The 14,451-nt window shown below is 60.3% G+C and carries 13 protein-coding genes; 5 read left to right on the forward strand and 8 right to left on the reverse strand.

Annotated features, from left to right (window positions below; all coding sequences use genetic code 11):
* Positions 1 to 3: 3 nt before the first annotated feature.
* Positions 4 to 534 (forward strand): single-stranded DNA-binding protein, encoded by a 531-nt coding sequence (locus AC1MEE_RS28480; protein ID WP_480412769.1) that lies wholly within the window; start codon positions 4 to 6, stop codon positions 532 to 534.
* A 200-nt stretch (positions 535 to 734) separates the two neighbouring features.
* Here the strand turns inward: AC1MEE_RS28480 and AC1MEE_RS28485 are convergent, their stop codons facing one another.
* Positions 735 to 1,196 carry an Lrp/AsnC family transcriptional regulator gene (locus AC1MEE_RS28485; protein WP_480412770.1) on the reverse strand — a complete coding sequence of 154 codons (462 nt, stop codon included), beginning with the start codon at positions 1,194 to 1,196 and terminating at the stop codon, positions 735 to 737.
* Between the two features lie 121 nt (positions 1,197 to 1,317).
* Here AC1MEE_RS28485 and mdeB point away from each other — a divergent pair, with 121 nt between their 5' ends.
* Entirely contained in the window at positions 1,318 to 4,026 is a 2,709-nt protein-coding gene (mdeB, locus tag AC1MEE_RS28490; protein ID WP_480412771.1) for an alpha-ketoglutarate dehydrogenase, read from the forward strand.
* 27 nt (positions 4,027 to 4,053) lie between these two features.
* The gene (locus AC1MEE_RS28495) at positions 4,054 to 5,070 is read left to right on the forward strand and encodes a D-cysteine desulfhydrase family protein (RefSeq protein ID WP_480412772.1); all 1,017 of its coding nucleotides are present in this window, start codon (positions 4,054 to 4,056) and stop codon (positions 5,068 to 5,070) included.
* 131 nt (positions 5,071 to 5,201) lie between these two features.
* On the opposite strand, the gene AC1MEE_RS28500 is transcribed toward AC1MEE_RS28495, so the two are convergent.
* Genes AC1MEE_RS28500 through AC1MEE_RS28530 form a run of 7 tightly spaced genes read right to left on the reverse strand, consistent with a single transcriptional unit; the run spans position 5,202 to position 11,773 of the window.
* Positions 5,202 to 6,245 carry an ABC transporter substrate-binding protein gene (locus tag AC1MEE_RS28500; RefSeq protein WP_480412773.1) on the reverse strand — a complete coding sequence of 348 codons (1,044 nt, stop codon included), beginning with the start codon at positions 6,243 to 6,245 and terminating at the stop codon, positions 5,202 to 5,204.
* Complete coding sequence (locus AC1MEE_RS28505) at positions 6,242 to 7,426, reverse strand: NAD(P)/FAD-dependent oxidoreductase (RefSeq protein ID WP_480412774.1); 1,185 nt, start codon at positions 7,424 to 7,426, stop codon at positions 6,242 to 6,244. Before AC1MEE_RS28505 ends, AC1MEE_RS28500 begins: the two co-directional genes overlap by 4 nt.
* On the reverse strand, positions 7,423 to 8,775 hold the full coding sequence (locus AC1MEE_RS28510) for an FAD/NAD(P)-dependent oxidoreductase (RefSeq protein ID WP_480412775.1): 1,353 nt from the start codon (positions 8,773 to 8,775) through the stop codon (positions 7,423 to 7,425). Before AC1MEE_RS28510 ends, AC1MEE_RS28505 begins: the two co-directional genes overlap by 4 nt.
* Entirely contained in the window at positions 8,772 to 9,062 is a 291-nt protein-coding gene (locus AC1MEE_RS28515) for a (2Fe-2S)-binding protein (protein WP_480412776.1), read from the reverse strand. The genes AC1MEE_RS28510 and AC1MEE_RS28515 overlap by 4 nt, the downstream gene beginning before the upstream one ends.
* A gap of 15 nt (positions 9,063 to 9,077) precedes the next feature.
* Positions 9,078 to 9,872: an ABC transporter permease gene (locus AC1MEE_RS28520; protein ID WP_480412777.1), complete on the reverse strand. Its 795-nt coding sequence runs from the start codon at positions 9,870 to 9,872 to the stop codon at positions 9,078 to 9,080.
* A 3-nt stretch (positions 9,873 to 9,875) separates the two neighbouring features.
* Positions 9,876 to 10,748, reverse strand: a complete 873-nt coding sequence (locus tag AC1MEE_RS28525) for an ABC transporter permease (protein ID WP_480412778.1) — start codon at positions 10,746 to 10,748, stop codon at positions 9,876 to 9,878.
* Positions 10,745 to 11,773 (reverse strand): ABC transporter ATP-binding protein, encoded by a 1,029-nt coding sequence (locus AC1MEE_RS28530; protein WP_480412779.1) that lies wholly within the window; start codon positions 11,771 to 11,773, stop codon positions 10,745 to 10,747. Before AC1MEE_RS28530 ends, AC1MEE_RS28525 begins: the two co-directional genes overlap by 4 nt.
* A 242-nt stretch (positions 11,774 to 12,015) precedes the next feature.
* On the opposite strand from AC1MEE_RS28530, the gene AC1MEE_RS28535 reads away from it, so the two are divergent.
* Together AC1MEE_RS28535 and AC1MEE_RS28540 are read left to right on the forward strand one after the other, a co-directional pair.
* Entirely contained in the window at positions 12,016 to 12,846 is an 831-nt protein-coding gene (locus tag AC1MEE_RS28535) for an IclR family transcriptional regulator (protein ID WP_480412780.1), read from the forward strand.
* Between the two features lie 246 nt (positions 12,847 to 13,092).
* Positions 13,093 to 14,337 (forward strand): 2-aminoadipate transaminase, encoded by a 1,245-nt coding sequence (locus tag AC1MEE_RS28540; RefSeq protein ID WP_480412781.1) that lies wholly within the window; start codon positions 13,093 to 13,095, stop codon positions 14,335 to 14,337.
* Positions 14,338 to 14,451 lie beyond the last annotated feature (114 nt).

Below are 14,451 nucleotides of genomic sequence, written 5' to 3' on the forward strand. Positions count from 1 at the left end.
GTTATGGCCCGTGGGGTTAACAAAGTCATATTGGTCGGCACTTGCGGCCAGGATCCCGAAGTTCGCTACTTGCCTAACGGTAACGCCGTGACCAACCTGAGTCTGGCGACCAGCGAACAGTGGACCGACAAACAAACCGGTCAGAAGGTCGAGAAGACCGAATGGCACCGTGTTTCGATGTTCGGCAAAGTTGCTGAAATCGCCGGCGAATACCTGCGTAAAGGTTCGCAGGTCTACATCGAGGGCAAGCTGCAAACCCGCGAGTGGGAAAAAGACGGCATCAAGCGCTATACCACTGAAATCGTCGTCGACATGCAAGGCACCATGCAACTGCTGGGCGGTCGTCCACAAGGCGAAGGCGCTCCACAGGGCCAAGGTGGCATGTCCAACTCCGCGCCGCGCCCTCAACAGTCGCGTCCGCAGCAGTCTCAGCCGCAATCCCAGCCACAGCGCGAATCGCGTCCTGCGCCTCAGCAGGCCGCGCCGCAACCGGCTCCGGATTTCGACAGCTTTGATGACGATATTCCGTTCTAGGGGATATCTTCCTCAGCGGCAAACAAAAGGCCCGTAGCGTTCAACGTTACGGGCCTTTTTGATTAAGTCTCCACACAAAACACCCTGTAGGAGCTGCCGCAGGCTGCGATAAGGCCGGCACGGCCTTCAGCGGTTGAACCGTCGCAACCGGTTCCCGGTTGATCGCAGCCTGCGGCAGCTCCTACAGGGACGTGTATCGTTCATCCCAACGGCAACGCCGTCTTATACCGCACCTGTTTCAACGACAAACTCGACCGAATCTTCTCGACCTCGGGCATCGGCGACAACCGTTCGATGATGAAGTGCTCAAGCGCGTGCATATCCGCCATCACCACTCTCAACAGATAATCCGCATCGCCGGTCATCAAATAACACTCCATCACCTCCTCACACTCGCACACCCGTCTCTCGAAGTTCTGCAGTGCCTCTCGACTCTGCTCCTTCAAACTGATCGAAATGAAGACGTTGAGCCGCAGCCCCAGGTGTTCCGGGGCGAGCAGGGCGACGTACTCTCGAATGCAGCCAGATGCTTCGAGCGCCTTGACCCGAGCCAGGCACGGCGAGGGGGAAAGGTGCACCCGCTTGGCCAATTCGACGTTGGAGAGGCTGCTGTCTCGTTGCAGCTCACGAAGAATTTTCAGGTCGGTGCTGTCAAAGTTCATTGTGCTTCCACTGTTTGTTTTTGTGGTTTTTTATGCTGCCATTGAGCGCTATTGTCCATTCAATCAGTCATTAAAACTGGAGGCTCGCGCATAGAATATTTCTAAATATTTGGAGGTGTCTATGAACGACGTCCACGTCCACGCTTCAGTCGCAGCGGCTGCGCCGGAAAGTCAGAACGACGTTTTGGAGATGAACGAGTGGCGAGACGCGCTCCTGTCGCTGGTGAATAACGCAGGCCCGGAGCGTGCGCGAGAGATGCTCGACATGCTTGCCAGTCTCGCCCGTGATCCTGCGATTGGATGGCAGCCGATTCATGGCACCCCCTACGTCAATACAATTCCGGTTGATCAACAACCGGCATTTCCCGGCGATCTGGCCATTGAAGAGCGGATTGCTTCACTCATGCGCTGGAATGCCCTGGCGATGGTGGTCCGGGCTAATCAAGCGTATGGCGAACTAGGTGGCCATATCGCCAGCTACGCCAGCGCAGCGGATTTGTTCGAAGTCGGTTTCAATCATTTTTTCCGCGCCCGGGGCGATTCGTTCGGCGGTGACCTGGTGTTTTATCAGGCGCACTCGGCGCCGGGCATCTACGCGCGGGCGTACCTTGAAGGCCGCCTGTCCGATGCCCATCTTGAGCACTATCGGCAAGAGATCGGTGGGCCCAAGGCGGGCGCAAAAGGGTTGTCGAGTTATCCACACCCTTGGCTGATGTCGGATTTCTGGCAATTTCCTACCGGCTCGATGGGCATTGGTCCGATCAGCTCGATTTATCAGGCGCGCTTCATGCGCTACCTGCAAAACCGCGGGTTGCAGGATAACGTCGGGCGCAATGTCTGGGGCGTGTTTGGCGATGGCGAGATGGACGAGCCGGAAAGCATGTCGGCGCTGACCCTGGCCGCCCGCGAAGGTTTGGATAACCTGACGTGGGTGGTCAACTGCAATCTGCAGCGGCTTGATGGTCCGGTGCGTGGCAACGGTAGGATCATCGACGAACTGGAAGCTCTGTTCAACGGCGCGGGCTGGAACGTCATCAAGTTGGTCTGGGGTTCTGATTGGGACCGGCTGTTCGCCAACGACACAGAAGGGGCATTAGTTCGTGCACTCTCGCAAACGGTTGATGGTCAGTTTCAGACATTTGCGGCCAAGGACGGTCGTTACAACCGCGAGCATTTTTTCGGACAAAACGAAGCCTTGAGCAAGTTGGCGCAGGGGCTCACCGACGAGCAGATCGACCGGCTCAAGCGCGGTGGCCATGATCTGGTGAAAATATTCGCGGCGTATCAGGCCGCTTCGTTGCACAAGGATCGTCCGACGGTGATCCTCGCGCAGACCAAAAAGGGCTTCGGCATGGGCGAGGCCGGTCAGGGAAAAATGACCACTCATCAACAGAAGAAGCTGGATCGCGAGGCGCTGATCTCGTTCCGCAATCGCTTCCACTTGCCGCTTTCCGATGAGCAGGCGGAAAACCTGAGCTTCTTTAAACCGGCCAGCGATAGTGTAGAAATGCGTTACCTGCACGCGCGTCGAGCGGCGTTGGGTGGATCGATGCCGTCGCGGGTTGCCACGGCCGAGAAGATTGGCGTGCCGCCACTGGCCGACTACGCGGGCTTCTCGACTCAGGCTGCCGGCAAAGAAATGTCCACAACCATGGCTTTCGTGCGGATGCTCACCAATCTGCTTAAAGACAAGCAACTGGGTCCTCGGGTGGTCCCGATTGTGGCGGACGAGGCGCGCACCTTTGGCATGGCGAATCTGTTCAAGCAGATCGGTATTTATTCGAGCGTCGGCCAGCGGTATGAGCCTGAAGACATCGGCTCGATCTTGAGCTATCGCGAAGCCACCAACGGGCAAATCCTCGAGGAAGGCATCAGCGAAGCCGGGGCCATCAGTTCCTGGGTCGCAGCGGCCACCAGTTATTCGGTGCATGGATTGCGCATGTTGCCGTTCTACATATACTACTCGATGTTCGGTTTCCAGCGAATCGGCGATCTGATCTGGGCCGCGGCCGATCAACGCGCGCGTGGCTTTTTGTTGGGCGCCACCGCCGGGCGAACCACCTTGGGCGGCGAAGGCTTGCAGCATCAGGACGGCTCCAGCCACTTGATCGCATCGACCGTGCCGAACTGTCGTGCTTACGATCCAGCCTTCGCGGGTGAGCTGGCGATCATTCTCGATCACGGCATGCGGCAGATGCTGGAGCACGATGTCGACGAGTTTTACTACGTCACCCTGATGAACGAAAACTACCCACAGCCCTCACTTCCTGAGGGCGTTAATCAGGCGATTATTCGTGGCATGTATCGCTTTGCCGATCAAAGCCCGAGCGACAGCAAAGGCAAGGTCCGGTTGCTTGGCTCCGGGACGATCTTGCGCGAAGTGATCGCCGCTGCTGAATTGCTGGCGCAGGACTGGCAAATTGAAAGCGAAATCTGGAGTGTCACCAGCTTCACCGAACTTGCGCGTGGCGCTCGCGAGGTCGAACGCTGGAACCGTCTGCACCCTCAGCAAACCGCTCGGCAAAGCCATCTACAGGCATGCTTGCCTTCAGGCTCGCCGGTGATTGCGGCGTCCGATTATGTTCGCGCCGTGCCGCAACTGATTGGCTCTTATGTTGAAGGCCACTACACCGTGCTGGGCACCGACGGTTTTGGGCGCAGCGATACGCGTGCAGCCTTGCGCAGCTTCTTCGAAGTCGACCGCTACCACATCGTGCTCGGTGCACTGACCGCGCTGATTCGTGAGGGCAAACTTAAGCCAGCAGTGGGCGCTCAGGCCATCGAGCGTTATGGCATCGATGTCGACGGCAGCGCTTCGTGGGAATGCTGATCACACCCAACAACAAGGAATCTCATCATGAAGAACTATCTTCCTGACTCGCTACACCGGCTTTCCCGACTCAAGATCCTCGAAGGTCCTACGCCGATACAGCGTCTTTCGCGTCTGGAGGCGGCGCTGGGTGACGACTTGAATGGCGTACGGCTATTCGCAAAGCGCGACGACCATATGTTGATTGGTGGGGGTGGCAACAAGCTGCGCAAGCTGGAGTTTTTGCTGGGTCAGGCGCTTGCTCAAGGCGCAGACACCATCATTACGGTCGGCGGGCTGCAGTCGAATCACGCACGACTCACGGCCGCCGCCTGTGCGCGGGAAGGGCTGGCCTGCGAGCTGATTCTTGGCAAGGCAGTTCCTCGTGACGACCGGGATTACGAACATAACGGCAACGTCCTGCTGGATGCGCTGTTTGGTGCCAGTGTTCACGTGCTTGGTGGGGGAGAGAGCACCTTGGCGTTTGCCGAGCAGCGCGCTGGTCAGCTTCGTGCACAGGGCCGTAACGTGGCGGTGTTCCCAACCGGTGGCTCCACGGCGGTTGGTGCATTGGGTTATGCGATCTGCGCCGAGGAGATTCAGCAGATCGACCAGGTGTTTGCCAAGGTCATCGTGCCCAACGGCAGTTCAGGCACTCACGCGGGATTGGCGGCGGGCTTTTCAAGCATGGGGATCGATCCTCGCATCGTGCGCTCTTACGCGGTCTTGGGCGAGGCTCGGGCCACTGCTGATACAACGTTGAATTTGGCGAACGGGGTGTTGGACTTGCTCGGTTGCGGCCACCTTGAGTCGGCGGATATTGATGTCGATGGCTCGCATCGAGGCAGTGGCTATGGTATCCCGACTGAAGGGATGTTCGAAGCCGTCAGGCTGATGGCGAGGACCGAAGGTGTGTTGCTCGATCCGGTTTATTCCGGGAAGGCGTTTGCCGGCATGCTGTATGACATCCGCAGCAAGGCATTCAAACCGGGTGACAATCTGCTGTTTGTCATGACCGGCGGGACGCCGGGGTTGTATGCCTATCGCGAGGCTTTCCAGTCCTGACGCCCCGAACCCGTGGGAGCCTGCGATAGACACAAAATCTGTGGGAGCAGGCTTGCAACTACGCGTCCCGCTGCGAATGATGCGGTGTGTCAGATGCGCCGCTTTCGCAGCCAAGCCTGCTCCCACAAAGCCTACCGCTCGATCGTCTTGCTCCAACGCGCATTCCATTCCGGCCGCTGCTGATTGACCTGATCCCAATCGATCGAGATGGCCGTCTCAAGGTATTTGTTCATCGCCTCGACCCGGCTGCGAGTCTTGTCGGTGGTTGGGGTTTTCGGGTTGGACGGGATCTGGTCGCCTTCTTCCAGCGCCGGTGCTTGTGCTTCAGGGGTCAACAGGAACGCGGCGAGTTTTTGCGCAAGTTCTGGCTGGTCGTTGTGGGCGATGGTGCATTCGGCGACGTTGAGTACCACCGCGCCTTCTTTGGGTTGCGCGTATTCAACCGGAACACCGAGCAGTTGCTGGGTGGTGACTTGGGTCGGTGTCAGCGGGAAGATGGCCGCTTCGTCGGTTTGCACCATTTCGGAAATCTTCGCCGAGCTGGCAATGTATTCCAGCACGTTGGGGCCGACGGTTTTTGGCCAGGCCTTGAAGCCCGGCTCGACGTTGGCTTCGCTGCCGCCCTGGATGCGGTTGAACATCAGGAAGCCGTGCAGACCGAAGGTCGATGAAGCCAAGGACTGGAACACCACTTTGTCTTTAAAGCGGCTGTCGGCCAAGTCCATCCACGAGGTCGGCGGGTTCCAGCCCTTTTCCTTGAACATCCGCGTGTTGTACGCGAGGCCGGTCACCCCGAGTGTTACGGCGACGGCCTCATCTTTGATCTTGGCTTTGGCGGGAATGTCCGCCAGTTGCGGGCTGTCCTGCAGCTTGTCGCACAGGCCCATGGAAATGGCGCGATACATGATGCCGTCATCGAGGAACATGACGTGCATCTGCGGGTTGTCCTTGCTGGCCTGGACCTTGGCCAGAATGTCCGAGGAGGTGCCAGGTACGATCACGACCTCGACGTGGTTGGCCTTCTCGAAAGCCGGCAACACCTTATCGGCATACACTCGCTCCATGGTGCCGCCGTTCATGCCCAGATACAGCGTCGGTTCGGCATGCGCCGGGGCCGTGAGCAGCAGGCTGGCCAAGGGTAGACAAGACCGGGCGATACGTTTGACGTTCTTCATTGGCGCGACCTTCCTCTAGGCAATTGAATGACGGCCCCCGCTTGTGGCGGTCGGCTTGGACTGAAAGCAACGGGTTGAAAACGACGGATTGAAAACGCTTCGATGGGTTGTGTTGCATGACCCGCACAAACCAACTCGGCCAGGGCTTCCCCCACAGCTGGACCGATCTGGAAACCAGCCCCGGCAAAGCCGAAGCCATGCAGCAAGCCGGCTTGAGTGGTACTGACGCCGATCACCGGCTCACGGTCCGGCAGATAACCTTCGGTGCCGCTCCAGGTACGAATCGCCTGAGCGCCTGCCAAAAACGGGTACAGCTCGGCGGCATTGCGCAGGATTTCGAGCACCGCCGCCTGTCCTGGACGAGCAGATGCAGGACCCAGGGCAAACCCTTGGCCGCCACCCAACACGCAATTGCCGCGTGCGACCTGACGCGCATAAATACCGCCGCCTTCGACACCGGTACTCACGTCCATGACCACGGGCAACGGTTCGGTGACCAGCATCGCCGGATGCCCGGAATGCATCGGTACCGGTTCACCAAACTGCGCTGCAACGGTCCCGGCCCAGGCGCCAGCGCAATTGAGCAGCCACGGTGCGCGGACCTGGAGACCATTGGCGCTGCGCACCTGGAACGCCTGCCCGTCGTGCTCGACCTGGATGACCTTGGCCTGCTCGAACACCTGCGCGCCCAGGCGTTGCGCGGCGCGGGCAAAGGCCGGAGAGACCAAGCGTGGATTGGCGTGGCCGTCGTCTGGACACAACGAGGCACCGACCGCCACATCACCGACCCAGGGGAAGCGTGCTCGCAACTCGGCATGGTCGAGCAGTTGCAGCCCCAGGCCAAAGCCGCGACTGGCCTCGGCGTAGGCGTGCAGCGCGGTCATATCCGCATGACTGCGGGCGAGCTTGAGATGCCCCGAGCGCACATACTCGCCGTCGATGCCGATCAACTCACGCAAGTTGTCCCAGATCTCGTGGGCACGCTGGGACAACGGCAATTGACTCAGTGGTCGACCCTGACGACGTACGCCGCCGTAGTTCACGCCACTGGAGTGCGAGCCACAAAAGTCGCGCTCCAGCAGCACCACCTGCTTGCCCTTGCGCGCCAGCATCAAAGCCGCCGACGCGCCGACAATACCGCCGCCGAGAATCACCACATCAGTTTCGATCACCGCACTCATGACTCGACCTCCACGCCGAACGGCAGCGGCTTGATCGGTGCCTGACCGCGCAGCCGACCGATACTGTCCAGCGTCCGGCCGCTGCGCTGGGCGACGATCTCTGCCGCCGCCGCGCCGCACATCCGACCCTGACACCGACCCATGCCGACCCGGCAATGGGCCTTGACCCGGTTGAGTTCCCAATGGCCTTCATCGACCACTGTCCGCACCTCACCGGCCGAGACTTCTTCGCAGCGACAGATGATCAGTTCGTCCGGTGCCTCCGCAGCCCAGTTGGCAGGGAAGGGAAAGGCCGTTTCCAGGCCATGCCGAAAGCGTTCGATGGCGGCGAGTTTTTGTTCCAGATGCTTGCCGCGAGCGCTGTCGACTTTGTATCCGCTGTCTTCGAGCAACGCCAGGGCGGCACGCTCTCCGGCCATTTCTGCGGCATCGGCGCCCATTATCCCGGCGCCATCACCGGCCAGATACACGCCTTCGACAGTGCTGCGTCCGGCGTCATCGCGAAGTGGCAACCAGGCACGGTTCAATTCGCTCCAGTGGAATTCACAGGCCAATAGATCGGCCAGCTGCGTCTCACTGCGCAGGGCGTGGGCGAACGCCACCGCGTCGCATTCCAGCCGTTGCTGGCGCTGACGTTGACGCCAGACTATGGCACTGACGCGCTGCTCGCCGTCGATGCGTTCGAGTGTTGCGCCCTGATGCACCGGGATGCCATGGGCGGTCAACCAACTGCGGTAATACAGACCCTTGGCCAAGGTGCCGGGCTGACCCACCAAGGCAGGCAAGGCTCGGCATTGGGCGCTGAAAGGCGCGCTGTCCAGCACCGCCACGACCTTGGCCCCAGCCTTGGCGTATTGATAGGCGACCAGATACAGCAAGGGCCCACTGCCACAAAACGCCACGCGCTCACCGATGGCGCAACCCTGATACTTCAACGCGATTTGCGCCGCACCGAGGCTATACACACCCGGCAAGGTCCAGCCCGGCACCGGCAGAATGCGGTCGGTGGCGCCGGTGGCGACGATGATTCGCGAGTAGTCCACGACCCCGGAGCGGCCATTGCTCAGGGTATCCAGACGACCGTTTTCGGCATTCCATACCAGGGTCTCGGGGCGGTAATCGATCTGCGTCGCCAGCTCATCGAGCGTGCGATGGACTGCCTCGGCTTTCGATGCTTCGAAACCATATAGCAGCTGCGCCGAGCGACGAAAATTCGCCGGCTGGCGTCGATAGATCTGCCCGCCGCCGCGCGGGGATTCATCCACCAGACAAGGCTTCACACCATGGGCCAACAGGGTTTGCGCGGCGCGAATTCCAGCGGGGCCAGCGCCCACAATAACGACGCTCATGGCCTGCGCCCCGGTTCACGGCTGACGACCTGTCCGGCTTCCAGCAAGGTCGAGCAGGCGCGCACTCGGCGGCCATCGCCCAGACGCACCCAGCAGTCCTGGCAAGCGCCCATCATGCAGAAGCCCGCACGCGGTTCGGCGCTGAAATCGCTGCCGCGCAAGTGCTCGGCGCAGGTCAGCACGGCGGTGAGCAGCGTGTCGCCCTGCAAGCCAGTGGCTGGTTGACCGTCGAGGGTGAAAATCAGCCCCGGACGATCGTGTTCGGCCAGTCGTTTGAGCAACGCCATCTCAATACTTCCCTTTCAATGTTTGCCGACCAGAACCCGGTCCAGGCCATAGACCCGGTCGAGCAAAATCATGGTCGCCGCAGTTAGTGCGATCACCAGTGCCGAGACGGCGGCCATCATCGGATCGATGGATTCGGTGGCGTAGACGTACATACGCACCGGCAGCGTCTGGGTCGCCGGTGAGCTGACGAAGATCGACAGGGTGACCTCGTCGAAACTGTTGATGAACGCCAGCAGCCAGCCACCGGCCACCCCCGGCAGAATCATTGGCAAGGTGATCTGGCGGAACAGCGTGAAACGGCTGGCGCCCAGGGATTCGGCGGCCTGTTCGGCGCTGCGATCGATCCCGATGGCGGCGGCGATGACCAGACGCAACACGTACGGCGTAATGATTACGACGTGGGCCAGCATCAGCCAGGTGAAGCTGCCATTGACCCCCATCAGTGCGAACAGGCGCAGCAGTGCGACGCCCAACACCAGGTGCGGAATGATGATCGGCGACAGGAACACGCTGTTGAGAAAGTCACGCCCCGGGAATTTATAGCGAGTGATCGCCAGTGCGGCCGGCACCGCGATCAGCGTCGCCAGGGACGCGGCGACCAAGGCCAGAATCAGGCTGTTGTAGAACGCGTGGATAAAGTCAGCACGTTCGAAGACTGCCTTGAACCAGCGCAGAGAGAAGCCGGAAGTCGGCAGGCTCAGGGTGTTTTCCGGGGTGAAGGCCACCAGGCAGACCACCACCAGTGGCGCCATCATGAACAGCACCACCAGGGTATGAAAGCCCAGCGACAGAGGACCGTTTCTGGACATGCCTTACTCCCCCAACGTTTTTTTATAGCGGCCTTCGACCATGCGGTTCCAGGTCAGCATGATCAGCAGATTGGCCAGCAGCAGCGCCACCGCGATGGTTGCGCCCATGGGCCAGTTCAGCTCCGAGAGGTATTGGTCGTAGACCACTGTGGCGACCATCTTCAGCCGTCGCCCGCCGAGCAGGCCGGGGATGGCGAAGGAGCTGGCCGACAGACCGAACACGATCAGGGTCCCCGAGAGCACGCCGGGCATCACTTGGGGCAACACCACCAAACGCATGACCTTGGCCGCACTGGCACCGAGGGACAGCGCCGCTTGCTCGGCGGCCGGGTCGAGCTTTTGCAGCGAGGTCCAGATCGGGATGATCATGAACGGCAGCATCACATGCACCAGCGCGATGATCACCGCGAAGGAGGTATAGAGCAGTTTCACCGGACGCCCGCCGAGCGCCTGAATGGCCTGATTGACCAAGCCATCGGCACCGAGCAACAGGCTCCAGCCGAAGGCCCGTACCACCACCGAAATCAGCAGCGGGGTCAGGATCAGGATCAGAAAGATCGAGCGCCACGGTGTCCCCATGCGGCTGAGAATGTAGGCCTCGGGCACGCCGATCAGCACGCAGAGCAGGGTCACCACGGCGCTGATCCAGAACGTGCGGAAGAAGATCTCGTAGAAGTACGAATCGCTGAACAGACCGATGTAGTGGGAGAGGGTGTAGGCGCCGTTCTTCACCCCGAGCTGGTAGTCAAACACGTTGAACGACAGCACCAGCGTCAGGCACAGCGGCAGGACCAACAGGCAGACGAACAACAGCATAGCCGGCATCGACAGCAGATAACCGCGACCGCCCTGGCGCATGGCGGCGAGGGTGCTCATGCCAACACCTCATCGGCCGCCAGCACGCGCAACAGCTCGGCTTGCCAATCGAGCCCCACGGCGGTGCCTTCGGCCAGCGGAGTGCTGCCGTCGTTTCGGCGTACCACGGTCAGTTCGCCCAAGGCGGTTTCGATGCGATACAGCCATTGGCTGCCGAGAAAATAACGGGTCAGGATGCGCCCTTGCAGACGACCGCTGCCGGCGTCGAGCATGTCGATCTTTTCCGGGCGCAGGCTGAGGGTCAGTTCGCCGTCGCCGCTGCTATGGCGCACTTGTGGGCAGCCCGCAGTGTCGAAGTCCCCGGCCAACATATTGGCCTTGCCGACAAAGCCGGAAATGAAGCGGGTGCGCGGGTGTTCATAGAGCCTGTACGGCTCGTCGATCTGGGTCACGCGCCCTGCCTGCATCACCACCACGCGATCACTGATCGACAGCGCTTCGGCCTGATCGTGGGTCACCATCAAGGTAGTGATGCCGACTTCGCACTGAATGCGACGGATCTCGAACTGCATCTCTTCACGCAGGTTGGCGTCGAGATTGGACAGCGGTTCATCGAGCAACAACACCGGCGGTTCGATCACCAGGGCTCGGGCCAGGGCCACACGCTGGCGCTGTCCGCCGGACAGTTCCCTTGGATAACGTTCGGCATGCTGGGCCAGGCGCACCAGCTCCAGCACCGTGGCCACCCGCCGGGCAATGTCGGCTGCCGGTACCTTGCGCATGCGCAGGCCAAAAGCGACGTTGTCGCGCACCGTCATGTGCGGAAAGAGTGCATAGCTCTGGAACACGACCCCCAGGCCACGGCTGCTCGGTTTGGCGTGGGTGATGTCGCGGCCGTCCAGCACGATGCGCCCGGCCGTGGCGTCGACGAAGCCGGCGATCATTTGCAAGGTAGTGGTTTTGCCGCAACCGGAAGGGCCGAGCAGAGAAACGAACTCGCCTTTTTCCACCGCCAGATGTGTGGCGACGACGGCGTCGATTGCACCGTAGCGTTTGCTGAGACCTTCGAGTTGGAGAAATGCCATGCCTGCGTTCCACCTGTATTTATAGGGCGTGTCGAAACACGCTTTTTTGTGATGGGCAGATGCGAAGGGATACCGCGGGTGCGCTGGCGCTCGATCTGAGTCGGCTGCCAAATGTTGTTCGATTCGCCCCTGTGGACTCAGATTAGGGCGAAGACTAGGATGGGCGAAAGTGTGAATTTCACTGAAAGGAGTATTTTTTCACTTTCATTCAGTGATCAAATTTATAGTGAGAAATTGGCAAAATGAATTCCACTGAGCGGAATGAAGAAGCGAAAGAAGTCGGTGTTGGCAGCGTCTCAAGGTTGTTCGCCGTGCTGCGTACGCTCGGCTCGGCCCCTGACGGGGGTGAGCGGGTGACCCAACTGGCGCAGCAGGTCGGCTTGTCGCAACCGACTACCCACCGCTTGCTGCGCAGCCTCATGGAAGAAGGCATGGTCGAGCAGGATGGGCGCAGCAAGCGCTACCGTCTGAGCCTGGAGTTCTTTGCCTTGGCCGCCCGCGCCGGCAACACTGGCAACCTGCGGGATCTGGTCAGGCCGAGCATGCTGCGGCTCAGTGCTTCGCTGGGGGATTCGCTATTTCTCCTGGCACGCAGCGGCTTCGATGCCATCTGTCTGGACCGCAGTGAAGGGCCCTATCCGATCCGCACCTTTACCGGCGACATCGGCGGGCGGGTGGCCTTGGGGGTGGGGCAAGGCAGTCTGGCGATTCTGGCGTACTTGCCCGAAGAAGAGCGCGAAACAGTGATCCGCTACAACCTGCCCAGGCTCAAGGACTTCCACCTGTATGACGAGGTGTTCCTGCGTTCGGAGGTGGAAAATGTCCGGCGTCTGGGTTATGCCGCTCGCAACACCGGTGCGTTGCCAGGCATGGCAGGTCTCGCCGTTCCCATCCTCAACCGCGACGGGCATGCCGTGGCCGCGCTCAGCGTGGCGACCATCAGTGACCGATTGGGGCCGGACCGGCTGCCTACCGTCGTGGAAATGCTCAAGCGCGAGGCTGCGGCCATCGGGCCGAAGATCAATCCGTTCGACCCGACCTTGCGCCGGCCTTCGCAGATCTTTGGTTCGTAGGCACCGCGCACCCCTGTAGGAGCTGCCGAAGGCTGCGATAAGGTCGGAACGACCTTCAGCGGTTGTATATTGTTGCGACCGCTTCGCGATCGATCGCAGCCTTCGGCAGCTCCTACAGGGGTTTTGCATGTTTCCCTAAGAACATCCCGAAATTCCGGAATAACCCTGCGATTTTATTTCGCTTGTGGCGCATGAGCATTCCTCGCTTAGATGAGCCCAGAGTTTTTCTACGGGACATTTTCCAGTATGAGCAGTGCAATCAGCGGTTCGATCTCCATGGTCCATCCCATCACCCTGGATCACGGCAAGAATGCCGAGGTGTGGGATGAAGACGGCAAGCGCTACATCGACTTTGTCGGTGGCATTGGCGTTCTGAACCTCGGGCATTGCAACGAACGCATCGTCAACGCGATTCGTGAACAGGCGACCAAGCTGACTCATTACTGCTTCAACGCTGTGCCCCACGGCCCTTACAAGCAATTCATGGCACGGCTCGCGGACTTCATTCCGGTCAGCTACCCAGTGAGCGGCATGCTCACCAACAGTGGCGCCGAAGCTGCGGAAAACGCACTGAAGATCGTTCGTGGTTATACCGGGCGCACGGCAGTTATCGCCTTCGACGGCGGATTTCACGGGCGAACCCTGGCCACCTTGAATCTCAACGGCAAGGTAGCACCGTATAAACAAAAGGTCGGCGTGCTGCCTGGACCGGTGTATCACTTGCCTTATCCGAGCAAGGACAACGGTGTCACCGCCGCAGAAGCGTTGAAAGCCATGGACCGATTGTTCAGCGTCGAAATCGACGTTGAAGAGGTCGCCTGTTTCATTCTCGAACCCATCCAGGGCGAAGGCGGATTCCTGGCGCTGGACGTTGAGTTCGCCCAAACCTTGCGCAGGTTTTGCGATGAAAAAGGCATTCTGCTGATCATCGATGAGATCCAGTCCGGATTTGGCCGTACCGGGCAGCGCTTTGCATTCTCCCGTCTGGGCATCGAGCCTGACTTGCTCCTTTTGGGAAAAAGCATCGCGGGAGGTATGCCGCTCGGTGCCGTCGTGGGCAAGAAAGCGCTGATGGATACGTTACCTAAAGGCGGGTTGGGCGGCACGTATTCGGGTAACCCGATTGCCTGCGCCGCGGGCCTTGCCTCTCTGGAGCAGATGACCGACGCCAACCTCTCCGCGTGGGGTGAAGTGCAGGAACAGGCCATCGTCAGCCGTTATCAGCGCTGGATGGATGACAAGATTTCACCGTTCCTCGGACGGCTGACCGGGGTAGGGGCCATGCGCGGGATCGAGCTGATGACACCCGAAGGCAAACCAGCGACTGCCCAGTTGGCAGCACTGCTCGAGGCGGCCAGAAACAAAGGACTGCTGCTGATGCCGAGTGGCAAGGCCCGGCACATCATCCGGCTACTGCCGCCCCTGACCACTGAGCTTCATGTGCTTAATGAAGGGTTGGATATTTTTGAGAGCTGTTTGGCTGAGTTGTAGGCGAATTCGCAGCGGGACGCGTAGTTGCAAGCCTGCTCCCACAGTTTTTGCGCCCGACACAGATCTACTGTGGGAGCGAATTCATTCGCGAAGGGAGCGACGCGGTGGGTCAGG

The sequence above is a fragment of the Pseudomonas sp. ASL3 genome, assembly GCF_056680425.1.